Source organism: Salimicrobium flavidum, from assembly GCF_900156645.1.
Lineage (GTDB): Bacteria > Bacillota > Bacilli > Bacillales > Halobacillaceae > Salimicrobium > Salimicrobium flavidum.
The window spans coordinates 103,372-120,821 of record NZ_FTOC01000006.1 but is presented as its reverse complement, the minus strand read 5'-3'; the positions used below and the strand labels follow the sequence as shown (position 1 = coordinate 120,821).

The window sequence follows — 17,450 nt, the reverse complement described above, 5'->3', positions numbered from 1 at the left end:
TAGAAGGTCGCTTATTTAAGTTGACCAGGGTGGTCGAATGGAGGTATAATTAAATCGACCATACTGGTCTAAAAAATACGGGAGCGGTGGATATGAAAAAATTCGAAACCCTGGAAGAAGAGAAAAAACGCCGGATCCTTGAAGCGTCGCTATTCGAATTTGCTGAAGAAGGATATGAGAAAGCCTCCACGAACAATATCGTCAAAGAGGCCGGTATCGGGAAAGGGATGCTCTTCTATTATTTCAAAAACAAAAAGCAGTTGTATCACTATCTGGTGGAATATAGTCTCCGAACGATTCAGGAGCAGTACTTTTCACGGATCGATACAGATGAACCGGATTTTATAGAACGGATGAAAAAAGTGACTCGCCTTAAGTGGGAGGTTTACCTGGAGAACCTTGCTGTCTTCCAGTTCTCAAGCACGTTGTTCCTTTCTGATATGTCCGGTCTTCCGGAGCGGTTGCTATCGCAGTACAAAAAGCTTCAGGAAGATGGATTTGCCCTTCTTTATAAAGATATCGATCTTACTTTATTCCGGAAGGATGTATCGAGGGATAAGTTGTTTCACATTATTCAGTATTTTCTGGGTGGGTATGAAGAAAGGCTGAAAAATGAATTGAAAGGTCAGTCTGTGCAGGCTATTGATTTTGAGAAATACGTTAAGGAATTTTTCGAATATCTGGATGTTCTGAAAGTGACATTTTATGAGGAGGAGAGGACATGACTATACTTCAGACCGAAAATCTGTCGAAACACTTCGGAAAGGTGAAAGCTTTGAAAAGTGTCAGCATGGATGTGAGAGAAGGGGAAGTGTTCGGATTCATCGGACCGAACGGGTCAGGTAAATCTACGACTATCCGTATTCTGCTTGGCATGCTCTCCCCGACCGGAGGTGAAGCGACCGTATTCGGCATGGATGCGAAGAATCAGGCGGTCGATATTCATAAACGTATCGCATATGTACCGGGGGAAGTGAACTTATGGCCGAATCTCACCGGAGGGGAAGTCATCGATCTTCTGATGAGTTTTCATGGAGTGAAGAATGAAGGAAGAAAGAAAGAGTTGATCCGGGACTTCCAATTCGATCCCTCGAAAAAATGCCGGGCTTATTCGAAAGGAAACAGGCAGAAGGTGGCACTTATAGCTGCATTGGCTATCGAGCCTGATCTATATATTTTCGACGAGCCGACCTCGGGGCTGGACCCGCTTATGGAAAGAACCTTTCAGAAATATGTGAAGGATGCCAGAGCCGAAGGGAAAAGTGTGTTGCTTTCGAGTCATATCCTTTCCGAAGTGGAACAGCTTTGTGACAGGGTTGGAATCATCCGGGACGGAGAGATCATCGAAACGGGAAGTCTGACCGACCTGCGTCATCTTACCCGGACAAATTTATATGTGGAAACGTCCCATACTCTGGAAAATCTGGAGCAATGGGAGGGTGTGCATGCCGTCGAGCAGGAGGAGGCAGGATGGTCTTTTCAAGTGGATACGGAGAAAATGGATACGGTCATGGCTGAGTTGAGTACGTTCGGTATAAGAAAGATAGAAAGCGCCCCACCGACATTGGAAGATCTGTTTATGCGGCATTACGAAGGCTCGGGCGGAGGTGAAGAGTGATGTTCCATAACAGTGGCAAGCTGCTTTTCTTCTTAGGGAAAGCGGATCGTCTGAGGATAACTGTCTGGCTGTTTTCTCTGACGGTGATTACGATTGCCGTACCACTGGCTTTCGGAAACCTTTACCCGACGCAGGCTGAACGTGATGTAATGGCTCAGACGTTGAGCAATCCGGCGCTAACGGCTATGGTCGGCCCTGTGAATTTCGAGACCTATACGATAGGAACGATGACAGCACATGAGATGGTTTTGCTTACGGCTCTCGTTGTCGGGCTGATGAATATTCTTTTCGTCAACAGGCATACGAGAGTGGAGGAAGAAGAAGGGTTACTTGAACTCGTCCGTTCCTTACCGACTGGCAAAGGCGCGAACATGATGGCTGTATTTTTGCACATTCTTTTCATCAATCTGTTGCTTGTGCTTCTCATTTCTGTCGGCCTTGGTGTGCTCGGTATAGAAAGTATGGGATGGAACGGGTCGATGTTGTACGGGATGGTTCTCGGAGGGAGCGGGATATTCTTTGCCGGAATAACAGCCATTTCTGCGCAGCTTGCCGATAATGCCAGGACATCATTCGGGATCGCTTTCGCTGTTTTGATGATTGCGTATCTTGTCCGTGCCGTCGGCGATGTGAGTGCTGAAACTTTATCCTGGTTCTCTCCACTACATCTGTCATCCCAGGCGGAAGTTTATGGGGCGAACCATTGGTGGACGATTTTGCCGCTTTTCGGTGTAGGCATACTTTTGTTTGCAGTCGCCGGTTATATGGCGAGTCTCCGTGACCTGGATGCCGGGTTGCTTCGCTCACGGGCAGGAAAAACGACGGCTTCTTCCTTCCTCGGTACACCGACAGGACTGGCGCTTCGCCTGCAACGTACAGGTATCATCAGCTGGGGGATAGCGATGCTGCTTCTAGGGGCTTCCTATGGCTCTATTCTCGGCGATCTGGAAACATTTTTCGAAGGGAACGAAATTCTCCAGCAAATGCTGGCGGGAGAATCTTCGGCTTCGTTCACGGAACAGTTTCTGTCCTTGCTGATAGTTGTCATCGCATTGATTGCGACGATACCTGCGCTGATGTCGATGTTGAAATTGTATAAAGAAGAGAAAAGTCACCGGGTGGATCTTCTCTATGCTCATCCTTTATCACGCTTTCAATTCTTCGCAAGCCATTTATCAATTGCTGCAGTGCAGGGGCTGGTTATGTTTCTGCTGGCATTTGCAGGATTATGGATGGCGGGTGTTGCAGTGATGACCGAACCTTTCTCCTTCTTAACGATAGTCGGGGCGGGCATGGCTTATTACCCGGCGCTTCTCGTGATGGTTGGAGTGACCGTTCTTTTGATAGGGTTTTTCCCTGAAAAGTCCGGCTGGGTGTGGGCGTATTTGTTATATGCGTTCATCGTACTCTATTTCGGAGGATTATTCGAATTTCCGGAATGGATGGAATATCTTTCTCCGTTCGGGTATGTCCCCGAATTGCCGAATGAGGACATGACCTGGCTCCCGCTTATCCTCCTCAGCATGGTAGCTCTTGTAATGGTGACTATCGGATTCCGTGGGTATAAAAGGAGGGACCTGCAAGGGTAATGGTGAATTTCTTGTTTATTGTCCGGAAGAATAGGTATAATGGTACCGAGCGAAACCTTGTTCGGGAAAGGGTAGAATCAAATGGAATGGAAAGAACTTCTGGTGCAGGTGGAGGATATTCACAAGGCGACCGAAATCATCAGTACGAAGCTGAAAAAGCCTGTCATTATCGAGAATAAAAGTTTTGAGCTTGTATCCTACAGTTCCTCCTTTGAAGATTTCGATCAGACCCAGCAAAAGACGATACTTTCAAAAAAATGCCCTGTCTTCATCATCGATCGATTGAAGAAAGAAGGGATCGTCCAGCGTCTTGAACGGGCCAGTTATCCGATACGTGTGCACCCGATCGAAGATATAGGCTTCCGTCAACGGGTCGTTATCGCTGCGAAGCACATGGGGCAGACCCTCGGCTATATCTGGGTGCAGGAGTCGGAAGAATGGGTGGAAGAAGAGGACATGGATTTCCTGAGAGAAATCACCCCTTATGTCGGGAAAATGATCTACGATTTGCATAAGAAAACGAAGGAAAAAGATAATCAGAAAGATGAAGTATTATGGAATTTGCTCAATCATGAGTTCGCTACGGAGAGTCAGTTGCAGCAGGAAGCGGCCCTTGTGAAATTGACATTGCCGGAACGCTCTTCTGTAGTGACGTTTTCTGTAACGGATAGTAAGTACCTTTATATGCTCGACTACCTTGAACGGATGGTAAGGAAGCATAAACAGGAATATCGGATGTATTTCGTGAAATCCGAATACCAGCTCATCCTCCTTGTAGAAGCGGAAGCGGAAGGAGAAGCGTTGCATAAAGCTCATAAGTTCATTGAACGTGTAAAAGAAGAAGTGGGGAGAGATGACTTCTATTATTTCCTCATCGGTATCGGCAATGAGTATAAGACGATATCAAAAGTGAGGAAAAGTTTTCTCGAGGCCCTCGAAGTCATTGAAATAGCTAGTTTCCTCGGGCCGCGGCCGGAGACGATGCCGCGGGAATTTTCCAAGATGGGGACGTATCGGTACCTGGCGACCCTCTATGAAAAAAATAGTTCCGATGAGTTTTACAGTGAGGATTTGTTGAAACTGATGAAAAACGATCAGGAGAAACAGACGGATTTGTTGCGTACCCTGGAAACGTACCTGGCCAACAATACGAAAGGGAAGCAGACGGCGAGTGAGCTGTACATCCACCCGAATACGCTCAATTACCGGATCAAACAGATTCAGGAGATTACGTCCATCGATTTTCAGGATTTCAATTTGAAAGCGTATCTTTATATGGAACTGCTGCTTCTCAATAACGTTGATTCCTATTACCAAAGATATCAGAATACCAATGTATAAGCGTAGGCGTATAGTCGCTATACGCTTTTTTTGTTTAATCACTTCCATAAGGTGGAACATCCTTTATACAACCATAGGAGGATGATATCGTGATTGAACACAAAATGTATATTAACGGCGAATATATAGAGTCTGACAGTAATGAATGGATCGAAATAGAAAACCCGGCTACAGGGGAGATCATTTCCAAAACGCCGAAAGGCACGGAAGAAGATGTGAACAGAGCGGTAAGAGCCGCACGAGCAGCACAAAAAGGATGGGAACTCACCCCTAATATCGAAAGAGGTCAAATCGTCCGCCGTCTCGGTGATGAAATAGAGAGGAATCGTGATACATTCATCGACCTGCTTCAGGAAGAACAGGGGAAAGATTACGGTCTGGCCAGTGGTGAAGTAGACCTCGCCATTGATTACTTCCGTTACATGTCGGAGTGGGCTCGAAGAATCGAAGGAGAAATCGTACCGAGTGACCGGGAGAATGAAAATATCTACATTTATAAAAAGCCGATCGGGGTCATCGGTGGAATCGTACCATGGAACTTCCCGGTGTTCATTCTGGCACGCAAAGTGGCTACGGCGCTTGTAACAGGATGCACGGTCGTACTTAAACCGAGTCAGCAGACTCCGAATACAGCTGCTGAGTTTACGAAGATCATCGATAACATGGAAGATATTCCAAAAGGGGTATACAATCTGATAACAGGTACCGGTTCAGAGCTCGGGAACGCCATCGCTTCTCATAGAGATGTGGATATGGTGACCATGACCGGAAGTGTGACAGCCGGAACGAAAGTGATGGAAGCAGCTGCTCAGAATATTACGAAGGTCAATCTGGAACTCGGAGGGAAAGCTCCTGCGATTGTTACGGATCAGGCCGACATTGATATTGCAGTTGAAAGCATCGTGACATCCCGCCTTGCGAACAACGGTCAGGCGTGTACGAACGCCGAGCGTGTCTACGTACACGAGAGCAGGAAGGATGAACTTGTGCAGAAATTGAAGAAGGCTTTTGAATCGAAAAAAGTCGGCGACCCGCGCAAGGATAAAGATGCGGACGTCGGACCACTCGTCAGCAAAGACCGCCTCGAAGAAGTGGAGGGCATGGTCCAGACTGCAGTGAAAAATGGTGCAACGGTCGTGACAGGTGGTGAACGTGCGGACCTGGATACAGGTTATTTTTTCAAACCGACAATTTTGACAGATGTAACGCACGAGACGGAGATTATGACCGAAGAGATATTCGGACCTGTCATTCCGATCGCGACATATAAAACATTGGATGAAGCGATTGAAAAAGGAAATGATACAGAGTATGGCTTATCTTCATCTGTCTATACAGATGATATGAATCAGGCGATGCGTGTCGTGAATGAACTCCGTTTTGGAGAAACGTTCGTCAATCGTGAAAATTTCGAAGCTGTGCAGGGGTATCATGCCGGTATGCGTAAATCCGGACTTGGTGGTACGGACGGAAAGCATGGCATGGAAGATTTCCTTGTGACACAGGTTGTGTATATGCAATACAAAAATGACAAACAGTAAAGAAATACTCCTGCCCCCGGAAACCCGGGTGCAGGAAATTTTCTGAGGGAGGAATGACTACAATGATCATGGATAACGTGCGTATCTATCAGCCTCAAGGGGAAGAGGCGCCGGAAGAACTGTATGCTGTCGCATTTGAAGGAGATTACATACAGGCGATCTATCCGAGTCCTTATCAGGGAGAAGAACCGGTCGTCGACGGGGAAAGCAGGGTGCTCACCCCGGGTTTCAATGATTCTCATATGCATCTGCTGCGCTATGGTCTGCTGGTCAAAGAGCTGGACCTGAGAGAAGCACGGAGTTTCAAGGAAATGAAGGAAATGATCGAATCTCATTATGAAGTTCTCGAAGAAGGACAATGGATCTTCGGTAAAGGGTTCAATGATGATTTATTTGAAGATAGAGATGAGCCTTTGACTGCAAAGGATTTAGAGGAAATTCAGGTGGACGCCTTCATTTACCTCATTCATGAAGATGGTCATGAATGTGTGATCAGTGAGCGGGCCCTGGAACTTCTGGAGAAAGAAAGGGAATTCGACCGGATTCCGGAAGCGTTCAAGGAACGTGACGAATCGGGGAATTTGAATGGCCGTTTCAAAGATACAGCCGTACACTTCATCAACCACAGATTCTGGGGAAGAGAGGTTGGAGATGCTAAAGAGGCGCTGTCCGCAGCTTTTCCACATCTGCTTGCTCATGGTATTACCAGTGTCCACACAGACGACCGTAGCTTCATCGGTAGTTTTAAAAGACTTTATGAGGCGTATACGGAACTTGAACAGGAAGAGAAGCTGCCGATAGATGTCCAACTACATCATTATTCTTTCCACAAAGAAGACATCGAGGATTTCGTCGAAAACGAAGAGATGCGTACAGGAGATGGGACCGGAAAAGTTACCGTCGGAGCGATCAAAATTTTCCTCGACGGTACGCAGCGTCTCCATACTGCCTCCATGCGAAACCCTTATCCTGATGACCCGTCTAAAACTGGGCCACTCATCTATGCACAGGAAGAACTCAATGATATGGTTCGTTATGCCGCCCGTAATCAGATGCAGGTGGCAATGCACGCGATAGGGGATCGTGCCGTGGAACAGGCAGTGGAGGCGCTCGAACAGGAAGAAGCTTGCACGCCTGACCTTCGTCACCGCATCATTCATGCGCAAACATTGGCTCCTGATCTGATCAATCGGATTTCGACGAGTGGAGCTTATGTAGAAACCCAACCTTCGTTCTTGCTCGGAGAATGGGATAAAAAAGATAAATGGACGCCGAAAGAGTTAATCCCCTATTCAGACGCTTTTCAAAGTATGAAGAAGGCCGGGATCCCAATCACGCTCAGTTCTGATTTACCGATCGGTTCGATCAATCCGATGGTGACGATCGGTACGGCAGTGACCCGAAAGGATCTTGACAATCGTCCTGAAGAAGGGTGGATGCCACAGGAAAAGCTATCGGTGAACGAAGGTTTTTACGGCATGACAATCGCACCGGCTTATCTCGAATTCAAAGAACGCCGGAAAGGAAAGATAGCTCCTGGCTATCAGGCGGATTTTGTGCTGTTGGATCAACACCCTCTCGAGACGGAGCCGGAAGAGTTGAAAAATATAAAAGTGATGGAAACCTGGCATAAAGGCCAGCGGACGTATAAAGGGTAATAAAGAAGCTGCCGAACGAAATCGGCAGCTTTTTTCAATGAATTATAGTTTTACAATCGTTCTGCCTCGGACATTCCCCTGAAGGATTTCTTCGAGGACGCCGGGAACCTCTTCAAGAGTGACTTCGTTCAGAATGTCTTCCTTCAGTAGAGAAGGTTTCCATTCATCAGCAAGCTTTTCCCATACTTTCTTTCTCTCCGGCATCGGGCATGTCACGGAGTCGATTCCTAGCCAGTTTACGCCGCGTCCGATGAAAGGAAGGACAGTGGTGGAAACCTGGACACCTCCGACAAGACCGCTTGTAGAGACGGAGCCGCTGTTTTGAAGAGTACTGAGTATATACTGCAGCGTATTCCCTCCGACAGGGTCCACAGCTCCGGCCCAGCGTTTCTTGCGGGTAGGAGTTCCATCTGTATCCATGATTTCATCCCTATGGATGACAGAGGAAGCTCCCAGTTTTTTCAGATAATCGTGCTCGGAGTCTTTTCCTGTCGCAGCAGTCACACTGTACCCTTTGCCTGAGAGAATGTTTACAGCAACACTTCCGACGCCGCCGGTCGCTCCGGCCACGAGCACTTCCCCCTGCTCCGGGGGGAGACCGTTGTCTTCGAGTCTCTGTATGGACAGGGCAGCAGTGAGTCCCGCTGTGCCGAGGATCATCGCTTCTTTCAGGGTCATATTTTCCGGTAACGGTACGACCCATTCTTTCGGTACACGGGCGATCTGACTGTAGCCGCCATCGTGTCCGGTGCCGAGGTCATAGCTCGTTACGATGACTTTCTGACCCTTTTCAAAAGAAGGGTCGTCCGACTCTATGACCGTACCGGACAAATCGATTCCCGGGACGAGCGGATACTTCTGTACAATCTGATTCTGATTTCCGACAATCGCATCTTTGTAATTGATACTTGAATATGCTACTTCAATGGTGACGTCGCCTTCCGGCAGATCTTCTTCAGTCCGGGAGCGGACGTGCAATTGTTTATCGTCTTCGAGTACAAGTGCCTGGAATTCTTCCATGGGTAAGTCCTCCTTCATTGATTCTTCTGCTCATGTATCCGAAAACAATTTTTGTGAAACCTCCTCCTCAGCCTTAATCTGTTTAGGGTCTCACCGACAGAGTATAAGTTATTAGGTAAGCAAATAGCAGAAAGAGGAGCTTATGTGAAGAAAATTACAGAAGTGTTTTGGATTACATTGGCCATCACCATCGCCGCTGTTCTTCTATATACCGGAGGGCTGCAGGCGTTACAGAACGCTCTGATTATAGCCGCTCTACCGTTTTCGATAATAATGCTCCTGATGGTATACTCCTTCTACAAAGCGATACGCATAGACAGGGAAAAGATAAAACAGGAACTTCAGGATTGAAGAGTGACACAGGGGAGAACTCCCCTTGTGTTTTTTTCTTTACACGGATACATAATACTGATATCGTATTGCATTGTGTTAAAAAAATCTTAAAGGGGTTCATTATGTTAAAAGATAAACAAGGTCGCATCGATTGGCCTGTATTCGCAATCAGTGGAGGCGCGCTTCTTCTATTCGTGTTATTCGCAATTATTGATATAAGTAGTATCACGGAATTTGTGAACACAGGATTTGCATGGTCCGCGAAGTATTTTGGGGCATTTTGGCAGTTCCTGATGCTCGCTACATTTATAGTCGGGTTGTACTTGGCTTTTTCCAAATATGGAAACGTAAGAATGGGAAATCTGGATAAGCCTGAATTAGGTCTGTACAAATGGCTTTCCATCATCATGGCAACTCTCCTGGCCGGAGGAGGAGTGTTCTGGGCAGCGGCTGAACCGATCACCCACTTCCTTACAGTACCGCCATCTCAGGGTGGTATCGAAGCTGGGACAGAAGCAGCGATTGCTCCGGCACTGGCCCAGAGCTATATGCACTGGGGTTTCCTTGCCTGGGCGATTCTCGGTACCGTAAGTGCGGTAGTGATGATGTATGGTCACTATCAGAAGGGTATGCCGCTCAAACCGAGAACCCTTCTATATCCGATCTTCGGTGAAAAAATCCGTACAGGCTGGTTCGCGACAATCGTTGATGCGTTTTCTGTCATCGCTGTTGCAGCTGGTACGATTGGTCCAATCGGATTTCTTGGTACTCAGGCAAGCTATGGCCTGCAGACGATTTTTGGTATACCGGATACTTATGTATCTCAGCTTAGTGTTATTGCAGCAGTAATCTTCATTTCTACGATTTCTGCTGTCACCGGATTGTATAAAGGAATTCAAAGACTGAGTAATTTCAACGTTAGACTCGCAATGGGACTGATCGTGTTTGTTCTCATATTCGGACCGGGACTCTTCATCATTAACCAGTATCTGGCAGGGTTCGGTCATTATGTGCAGGAGTTCGTATCCATGGCGACTTATCGCGGTGACACCGAGTGGCTTAGCTGGTGGACGGTCTTCTTCTGGGGATGGTTCATCGGGTATGGACCGATGATGGCGATTCTGGTCAGTCGTATTTCGAGAGGTCGCACCATCCGCCAGATCATTCTGGCTATTTCGATTCTGGCTCCAGTCGTTTCTGCTTTCTGGTTCACCGTCCTCGGTGGTTCCGGGATTTACTTTGAACTGCAGAATCCAGGTGTGATTTCGGAGCCGTTGAACAATTCAGGAAACGCGGCTGCAATGTTTGCCATTACGGAACAATTTCCATTGGCAAGCATTATATCTCCGCTGTTTCTCGTGCTGACGATTCTATTCGTTGTCACTACAAGCGATTCGATGTCTTATACGATTGCTATGGCAGTGACGGGAGAAGGGAACCCTAAAGCATGGGTCCGTGTATTCTGGTCCGTCCTTATGGGAACCGTCGCGTCCATTCTCCTCCTTATCGGTAACGGAGGAGTAGGAGCTCTACAGAACTTCATTGTGGTCACTGCCGTACCGGTTTCGATTTTGCTTCTTCCGGTCCTTTGGCTGGGACCGCGTGTCGCGAAAGAGATGGCCATAAAACAGGGGATTATCAATAAATAACAGAAAAAAGCGTCGACCTTATTCACAAGGTCGACGCTTTTTTTGGAGATTGCTATATTATCGTTTGTTGTTGATATTCGTCTCTTCATGTGGAAGCTTGCCGCGGGTATGGAGGAAACTTCCCGAAGCTCCCTCTGGTCGTTCAAGGGGATTTTCCTTCCATGCCAGTCCCCCAGGTGTCCCCGCCTTCCGTTCCTATGATCAACAATAGGCTTTAACAGAGCTTTGGAGATTCAGCGTGTCACGTTACGAAAGTGATTTTCCGTTTCTGTTATAGGATTTCTTCAATAATTCCTGTTGGCTGTTCACGGTTCGTCCGGTCAACGCAGAGTAATTACCGAACCTGTCCTGGATTCTGGCTTTCATATCATCCTCAAGCTGCAGATCGAGAACTTCTCGTATAGACTGTTGGATTGCTGCACTGTAAACAGGGAACATCAGCTCGATTCTTCGATCCATGTTTCTCGTCATCAGATCGGCCGAAGAGAGAAAGTATTTTTCGTTTCCATTATTGAAAAAGTAATAGATCCGGCTATGTTCCAGGAATCTTCCGATGATGCTGCGGACACGGATGTTTTCACTCACTTCTGGGATCCCGGGCCTGAGGCAGCAGATGCCGCGAACGATCAGATCTATCTGCACTCCTGCCTGAGAAGCTTTGTAGAACTCTTTGATGATATTCTTTTCCGTCAGAGAGTTCATCTTGGCGATGATCCTTCCCTGACCATGCTTTTGATGAGCCTCGGTTTCTTCCTGGATATGCCTGATAAGGTCTTCCTTCAGATGCTCCGGGGCGATGGATAAATGATGGAATTGGGGATGCGTGGTCGCTCCGCTTAAATAATTGAAGAAATTGGTCGCATCTTCCCCGAAGGTGGAGTCGTTCGTAATAATCCCCATATCCGTATAAAGTTTCGCAGTCTGATCGTTGTAATTACCGGTTCCGAGATGGACGAATCTTTCGATGGAGTTCTCCTGTTTGCGTACGACAAGCGTGATTTTACTATGGGTTTTCAACGAAGGGATGCCGTAAATGACATGACATCCTGCTTCTTCAAGGACACGTGCCCATTGCACGTTATTCTCTTCATCGAAGCGTGCTTTCAACTCGACAAGAACCGTGACCTGTTTCCCGTTCTCCGCCGCCTGTTTCAGTGCCCGGATGATAGGGGAGTTACCACTGACCCGGTACAAGGTCTGTTTGATGGCCAGTACTTCCTCATCTTCCGCCGCTTCCGTTATGAAAGACACGATAGGGTCGAAAGAATCGAAAGGATGGTGAAAGAACAAGTCCCTTTTCCTGAGTGCTTCAAAAATATTCTCGCCTGCGCCCAGGTAAGCTGTTTGCTGCGGTTGGAACGGGGGATAGGCCAATTCCGGTTTTTCACTGGCCTTCTCTCTTGCGAATGCGAAAAGAAATGAGAGGTCCAGCGGTCCTTCATGATAATATACGTCCTGTTCCTGGATGGACAACTCTCTTTTCAATAGCGACAGAAGGGAAGGGGAGGGGTGCTTTTCTGTTTCCAGACGTACCGCAGCCCCATTTTCCCGGTTTTTCAGTTCTTTTTCGATTTCTTCCAGAAGATCTCTGGCGCCTTCTTCGTGAATAGTCAGGTCCGCATTCCTCGTGATTCGAAACACACTCATTGATTGAATGCTCACCCCCTCGAACAGCTTATGGGCGAAGTGTGAGATGATATCCTCGATGAAAACATAAGCTCGCTGAACGGTCGAAAAAATAAGCCGGGGAAGGAGGTCAGGTACTTTCAGAAAAGCTGTCTTCGTCTCGCCTTCGTCATTCGCTAATTCGATACCGATGTGAATCGATTTGTTGGTAAGCATGGGAAATGGACGGTGCGCATCTATAACCATAGGTGTCAGGATCGGGAAAATGAAATCATTGAAATAGGTCTCGAATTCATAGAACGAATCAGGGTTCTCGATGATAGCCCATCCATTCTCTCCGAGGTTGTCGATCAGCTGATGGTACAAACGGTACTGCTCCTGGAACAGCACGGTCATCTCTTTGGATATGAGTTCCACCTGTTCTGTGGGAGTAAGTCCCGCTTTATTGTCGGGTTTTGTGTGATTCGCCTTGATCTGATCGAGAAGTCCGGCTACACGCACCATGAAGAATTCATCCGTATTAGAGGCGAAGATAGCCGTGAACTTCAATTGTTCCAATAACGGGTTCAATGGTTCAGCCGCTTCCATCAGCACTCTCTCGTTGAAGGATATCAGGCTGAGTTCACGGTTGTTATAAAGGGATGGGTGGTCCAGATTAATTGTACTGTCATTTTTCATTTCGCATCACCTGCATTATCAAAGGTAGTGGAAGGAGATATGAATAGGGACCTTTAACGCCTTCTCCAAATGTTTTTTCTGTTTTTCGGTCTGATAGGCTTCCGGCTTGAAATCATCGGTGCAGTAACAGCGGATAGTAATGCTTTTTTCTTTTACAGTGACATTCAGGTCGGAAATGATCCGACGTTTCGTTGAATCCATGGAATACGTCAGCTTTATAATGGCGCCGAGAAGTTTCAGTTTCTTTTTCTCTGATTTCAGGAACCAATTATTATACGGACGCAGAAATTGTTTGTAGACACTTTTGCTTTTGAAAGAAGCAAGTAGCGCGAGTTTTAACCTATCTATATGCATGAGGCCGTCGATGGTCCGATTCGCCAGCAGATAGAAGGTATGTTGGGAACTCGATTCGGAATCGATATAGCTCCCGAGGTTATATACTGTGCAAGCGCGCTCGGTGATAGCCCAGTCTTTTCCGGTCAAATAAGTGGAAGCCCCCTGGTCCACAAGCGGGGTGAACAGTTTTTTCGTAAGTTCTCTCGCATAGGTCGTCTGGGAAGAAGAGAGCTCGTATTCGTTCACAAGATCTGCAATGCTGTTTTCCAATACGTTTTCATACAAATGGTTTTCTTTCGGACCGGCAAGCTGTTCGTATAGGAGGCCGTCTCTGAGTCCTTTTCTACTAAGGATGAAAGAGGAGGCATCTGTGAGACTATACAGGCAGTGAAACACCTGCATGGCAGGAAGAATGGAATCAGCCCGGTCTTTGGATAATCCTTCGATCTTCTCCCGTTCTTTTTTATCCAGGGTCGTCAGGTGTTCGGAGATATGCGCAATATCCGTATCGAACATTTCATACTGGTGAAGTCCGGCCAGTGGGTAATCTTTGAAGGTCTGGTCGATCTCCGCCATATTCCTCGCACTCCCGCCGATCCCTACGATAGGAGCATTTTTTTCTTTGATCCAGTCGAGCTGACTGAAATGTTCTTCGATGAATTCTCTTACCTTTTTCACCTGTTTCTTTGAAGGTTTATCTTCATCGAAGAATTCCATCAACGTGAGAGAACCGAACGGGAAACTGTGGGAGTGGATGAGTCTCCGGTCTTCGAAGTAAGTGATTTCTGTACTTCCGCCGCCGATATCAACGGTGAAGCCTTTTTCGACAGCGGTGGAATTCGCCACTGCGAGATATCCGTAGTATGCTTCCTGTTCTTCGGATAGGATGATCATTTCAAGACCTGTCTCCGCTTTCACTTTTTCTTTGATGTCTTCCCGGTTTTCGGCCTGACGGATTGCGGCTGTGGCGGCACAGAAGGAATGGTCGACATCATATGTATCGATGACCTTCCGGAAGCTGTTGAGAGTGTCGATAAGGATGAATTGACCTTCTCCGGTAAGGTTCAAATCTTCGTCCAGATACTTGCGGAGACGTGCGACGATTTTAACGTTTTCCACTTCCTGGATTCGTGACTCGTTCTCGTGCGCATAAATGACCAGTCTCATCGTGTTGGAACCGATATCAATGACGGCGCTGTATCGTTTCATGGGAACACCTACTCCTTTTTAACTACAGTATATCACGGAGCGGGTCTTTCTTGTCTAAAGATTCAGTAAAGAAAAAACCTCCCGGAGTTATAACCGGGAGGTGGGGACAAGCGGTAGAATCAGTTTTGACTCAGCTAGATGCACGGTCTGCGTCGTTTTTACGGAGGCATCTGAGGTGATCATCGTTTCTTCAGTATTCAGGTTTACATCATATTGAGGGAAGCTGCTTGAAGAAATACGTATTCTTAAGCTACTGCCTTCTTTGATATAGATACTCGTTGATGAAAGAGAAATCGTATACGTTTTGAAACGTTCAGAGGCGTCCCCGGTCTTAGTGCTTGTTCTGGTTATCCCATCTGTAATATAGATAGAAGTGCCATCCGGAAGAACTTCTGTGAGGACAGCGGTGAAGTCGGTATCTTTCGCTTCAGAGATTGCGGTGAGCTTCAAATTGACCGGGCCCGTCACTTCTACATCTTCCCTAAGTGGAGCAGAGGTATATAATAAATGATCCTCTCTTTTCTCTACCTTGTTCTGAGCAAGTGGACCTGTGTTCACCCCTTCAAAAAATAGGGTGCGTCCTCCCATCGTAGGCATGGGATGCGCCGGGTCATACTTGAAAGAGTCTTTTATTCTCTCTGAAGGTTTCGACCATGAGAGACTGCTATTTTTGTCCAGATAAAGAGGGGTATACTCCGTTTCCGGAAGCGGCCACCGGGAAGTCTTTTTCCATTCATTCGTTCCCATAGTGAAATAAGTGACTTCTGGCATATCAGACTCTTTTTCTTTCAACCAGTGATCGAACCACTCCAAATGAAGATCGGTAATATCTTTACTCGTCATAGAAGCATCAAGACCGAAAAAACGATCACCGAAATAGCTGGAAAAAGTCCCATGTCCCCATGGGCCGATAATGAGCTTTTGAGTGTAATTCGAGTTGGAAAGCTCTGTATAGTTGGTAATCGTTTCATCGAGGAAGCAGTCGAACCAACCCGCCATGTGAAACCCCGGTACCTTTATGAAGGGAAGCGGATTCGGCATGAATTCGGTCAGAGACCCCGTTATGTAGGATTTGAATACTTCATGTAACTCCGGATATTTTGCAGTCGGAGGCCATTCCTGCACAGGGGCATAGGTATGCCATTCGAAAATTCGTTCCAAATCCTGTTTTAATGATTTCCAGGCATCTTTATAACCGATACGATATAAAAAATCGGGGGCAACAGAATCAAGAAACCACGTTTGTGCTTTTCCAAGGTCCAGCTTCCCGGGTTTGGACGACATACCTCTTGATACGTCGTTGCCCGTAAAGGCAGGAAAAGTCGCCTTCAAAGAAGGAGGCTGCTCCTTAGCTGCATAAACTTGAGTAAATCCATAATAAGAGAGGCCGAACATCCCGACTTTTCCGTTACTGTAGGGGAGGTCAGCTGCCCATTCCACTGAATCGTAACCATCTTCCGCTTCATGGATGAATGGTTTGAATACACCTTCTGAAGCAAATCTTCCCCGGACATCCTGGATGATGACGACATAGCCGTTTTCCGCCATTTGGATCGGATCCGTGTAGCGGTGGGAATAATTCGTCAAATCTTTATTATAAGGGAGTCTGGTCAACAGAACAGGGAATCTTCCGGACTCTTTTGGACGATAGACGTTTGCGTAGAGAATCGTACCATCCCGTAAGGTGCAGGGGAGACCCCGTTCCGTGATAATTGTTTCCGTCATTGTTTCTTCCTCCTTTTAAAATCATCTTGCACGTATAGGATACGTGCAAGATGATAAGGCTACTGTCTCATATTATCGATTTTGTCCTTATTGTTTTCAATCCATTCTTTGGCGACATCCTTTTTGTCAGCACCTTCCTCGATTTTCAGAATCATCTCTTCGACGTCATCGATGGAAATGCTCCAGTTGGAGAGGAAGTTATATACATCCGGTGCTTTCTCTTCAAGGTTTTTGTTCGTCACGACATGGACAGAGGCTGATTCGAAGAACCCGTCTTCATCTTCGAGGAGCTTGATGTCGAATTTGTTGAACATCGTGTGTGGTCTCCACCCGTAAAAGACGACCGGCTTCTCTTTACTCATGTCTTTTTGTGCCTGTGCCATCATCCCGCCTTCTGAAGAAGGAACGAGTTCCATATCAAGGTCATATTCTTCGATAAGATCTCTGAGTTCCTCTGTAGCACTGGCGCCTTCTTCAATACCGTAGATTGTGTTGCCGAACTTATCTTCATTTCCTTTCAGGTCGGAAATGGTATTGACTCCTTCCACATATTCCGGTATGACTAGCCCACTTGCAGCATCATCATAACTGGTAGCCGTATCTTCTATGGAATCACTGTATTTTTCGAAATAAACCTCATGTACCGGCATCCAGGAGTCCATGTATGCATCGATGTCCCCTCCGGAAAGTCCCATGAACGTGCTGGCTACGTCTGCCTGCGTTTGTTCCACATTGTACCCCATGTCTTCGATTACGAGTTGCGCAACTTCTGTCGGAGGTACGGTACTTGTCCAAGGGGTGACACCGAGTGTGATCGTTTCTTTTTCTCCGGAAGCTTCATTTTCGGCGCTTCCTTCTTCAGTAGACCCGCATGCAGCGAGTATACTGACCATAGTAATTGTCATGAGAGTGATAAAAAGTTTTTTCATTATGTTCGTTCTCCTTTTAGAAAGTATTTATTAGGCTCTGTTATCGTTCCTAGTTGATTTTCGTTCTACGGGTGGAGTCTTGCCGCTGGCATGACGTAAACTTCCAGAAGCTTTCTACTTTCGATTCCGGTGATTTTCCGTTCATGCCATTCTAGGCAGGCGTCCCACCCTTTGTTCCTAAAATCAACAACAGGCTTT

13 protein-coding genes are annotated in these 17,450 nt (G+C 46.8%); 8 read left to right on the top strand and 5 right to left on the bottom strand.

The window, feature by feature from the left end; translation table 11 throughout:
• Nucleotides 1–92 precede the first annotated feature (92 nt).
• The 6 genes from BW944_RS09850 to BW944_RS09825 all read left to right on the top strand — a co-directional run bounded on the left by BW944_RS09850 (nt 93) and on the right by BW944_RS09825 (nt 7,747).
• A complete protein-coding gene (locus tag BW944_RS09850) occupies nt 93–725 on the top strand; it encodes a TetR/AcrR family transcriptional regulator (RefSeq protein WP_076559218.1) in 633 nt (210 codons plus the stop codon).
• Nucleotides 722–1,618 (top strand): ABC transporter ATP-binding protein, encoded by an 897-nt coding sequence (locus BW944_RS09845; protein ID WP_076559216.1) that lies wholly within the window; start codon nt 722–724, stop codon nt 1,616–1,618. The genes BW944_RS09850 and BW944_RS09845 overlap by 4 nt, the downstream gene beginning before the upstream one ends.
• Nucleotides 1,618–3,207, top strand: coding sequence for an ABC transporter permease (locus BW944_RS09840; protein ID WP_076559214.1), 1,590 nt, complete (start codon nt 1,618–1,620; stop codon nt 3,205–3,207). Before BW944_RS09845 ends, BW944_RS09840 begins: the two co-directional genes overlap by 1 nt.
• An 81-nt stretch (nt 3,208–3,288) precedes the next feature.
• Complete coding sequence (locus tag BW944_RS09835) at nt 3,289–4,548, top strand: PucR family transcriptional regulator (RefSeq protein WP_076559212.1); 1,260 nt, start codon at nt 3,289–3,291, stop codon at nt 4,546–4,548.
• 89 nt (nt 4,549–4,637) lie between these two features.
• On the top strand, nt 4,638–6,089 hold the full coding sequence (aldA, locus tag BW944_RS09830) for an aldehyde dehydrogenase (RefSeq protein ID WP_076559210.1): 1,452 nt from the start codon (nt 4,638–4,640) through the stop codon (nt 6,087–6,089).
• Nucleotides 6,090–6,142: 53 nt separating this feature from the next.
• A complete protein-coding gene (locus BW944_RS09825) occupies nt 6,143–7,747 on the top strand; it encodes an amidohydrolase (RefSeq protein ID WP_234983163.1) in 1,605 nt (534 codons plus the stop codon).
• A 42-nt stretch (nt 7,748–7,789) separates the two neighbouring features.
• Here BW944_RS09825 and BW944_RS09820 read toward each other — a convergent pair whose 3' ends face one another.
• On the bottom strand, nt 7,790–8,767 hold the full coding sequence (locus tag BW944_RS09820; protein WP_076559206.1) for an acrylyl-CoA reductase family protein: 978 nt from the start codon (nt 8,765–8,767) through the stop codon (nt 7,790–7,792).
• A gap of 144 nt (nt 8,768–8,911) precedes the next feature.
• Between BW944_RS09820 and BW944_RS09815 the strand changes: the two genes are divergently transcribed.
• Both BW944_RS09815 and BW944_RS09810 read left to right on the top strand, forming a co-directional pair.
• Entirely contained in the window at nt 8,912–9,118 is a 207-nt protein-coding gene (locus BW944_RS09815; RefSeq protein ID WP_407690085.1) for a BCCT family transporter, read from the top strand.
• Between the two features lie 104 nt (nt 9,119–9,222).
• Nucleotides 9,223–10,749: a BCCT family transporter gene (locus BW944_RS09810; protein WP_076559204.1), complete on the top strand. Its 1,527-nt coding sequence runs from the start codon at nt 9,223–9,225 to the stop codon at nt 10,747–10,749.
• A 246-nt stretch (nt 10,750–10,995) separates the two neighbouring features.
• On the opposite strand, the gene BW944_RS09805 is transcribed toward BW944_RS09810, so the two are convergent.
• The 4 genes from BW944_RS09805 to BW944_RS09790 form a co-directional block, all read right to left on the bottom strand.
• The gene (locus tag BW944_RS09805) at nt 10,996–13,053 is read right to left on the bottom strand and encodes an RNA degradosome polyphosphate kinase (protein WP_084193706.1); all 2,058 of its coding nucleotides are present in this window, start codon (nt 13,051–13,053) and stop codon (nt 10,996–10,998) included.
• An 18-nt stretch (nt 13,054–13,071) separates the two neighbouring features.
• A complete protein-coding gene (locus tag BW944_RS09800; RefSeq protein WP_076559203.1) occupies nt 13,072–14,598 on the bottom strand; it encodes a Ppx/GppA family phosphatase in 1,527 nt (508 codons plus the stop codon).
• 87 nt (nt 14,599–14,685) lie between these two features.
• Entirely contained in the window at nt 14,686–16,323 is a 1,638-nt protein-coding gene (locus BW944_RS09795) for a CocE/NonD family hydrolase (RefSeq protein WP_076559201.1), read from the bottom strand.
• A gap of 59 nt (nt 16,324–16,382) precedes the next feature.
• The gene (locus BW944_RS09790) at nt 16,383–17,252 is read right to left on the bottom strand and encodes a glycine betaine ABC transporter substrate-binding protein (protein ID WP_076559200.1); all 870 of its coding nucleotides are present in this window, start codon (nt 17,250–17,252) and stop codon (nt 16,383–16,385) included.
• Between the last annotated feature and the right edge of the window lie 198 nt (nt 17,253–17,450).

What these genes read in the sequence shown, in the direction of transcription:
- BW944_RS09810 (WP_076559204.1), top strand. Translation starts at nt 9,223, where the DNA reads ATGTTAAAAGATAAACAAGGTCGCATCGATTGGCCTGTATTCGCAATC.
- BW944_RS09820 (WP_076559206.1), bottom strand. Translation starts at nt 8,767, where the DNA reads ATGGAAGAATTCCAGGCACTTGTACTCGAAGACGATAAACAATTGCAC.
- BW944_RS09805 (WP_084193706.1), bottom strand. Translation starts at nt 13,053, where the DNA reads ATGAAAAATGACAGTACAATTAATCTGGACCACCCATCCCTTTATAAC.
- BW944_RS09825 (WP_234983163.1), top strand. Translation starts at nt 6,143, where the DNA reads ATGACTACAATGATCATGGATAACGTGCGTATCTATCAGCCTCAAGGG.
- BW944_RS09835 (WP_076559212.1), top strand. Translation starts at nt 3,289, where the DNA reads ATGGAATGGAAAGAACTTCTGGTGCAGGTGGAGGATATTCACAAGGCG.
- BW944_RS09800 (WP_076559203.1), bottom strand. Translation starts at nt 14,598, where the DNA reads ATGAAACGATACAGCGCCGTCATTGATATCGGTTCCAACACGATGAGA.
- BW944_RS09845 (WP_076559216.1), top strand. Translation starts at nt 722, where the DNA reads ATGACTATACTTCAGACCGAAAATCTGTCGAAACACTTCGGAAAGGTG.
- BW944_RS09790 (WP_076559200.1), bottom strand. Translation starts at nt 17,252, where the DNA reads ATGAAAAAACTTTTTATCACTCTCATGACAATTACTATGGTCAGTATA.
- BW944_RS09795 (WP_076559201.1), bottom strand. Translation starts at nt 16,323, where the DNA reads ATGACGGAAACAATTATCACGGAACGGGGTCTCCCCTGCACCTTACGG.
- BW944_RS09850 (WP_076559218.1), top strand. Translation starts at nt 93, where the DNA reads ATGAAAAAATTCGAAACCCTGGAAGAAGAGAAAAAACGCCGGATCCTT.
- BW944_RS09840 (WP_076559214.1), top strand. Translation starts at nt 1,618, where the DNA reads ATGTTCCATAACAGTGGCAAGCTGCTTTTCTTCTTAGGGAAAGCGGAT.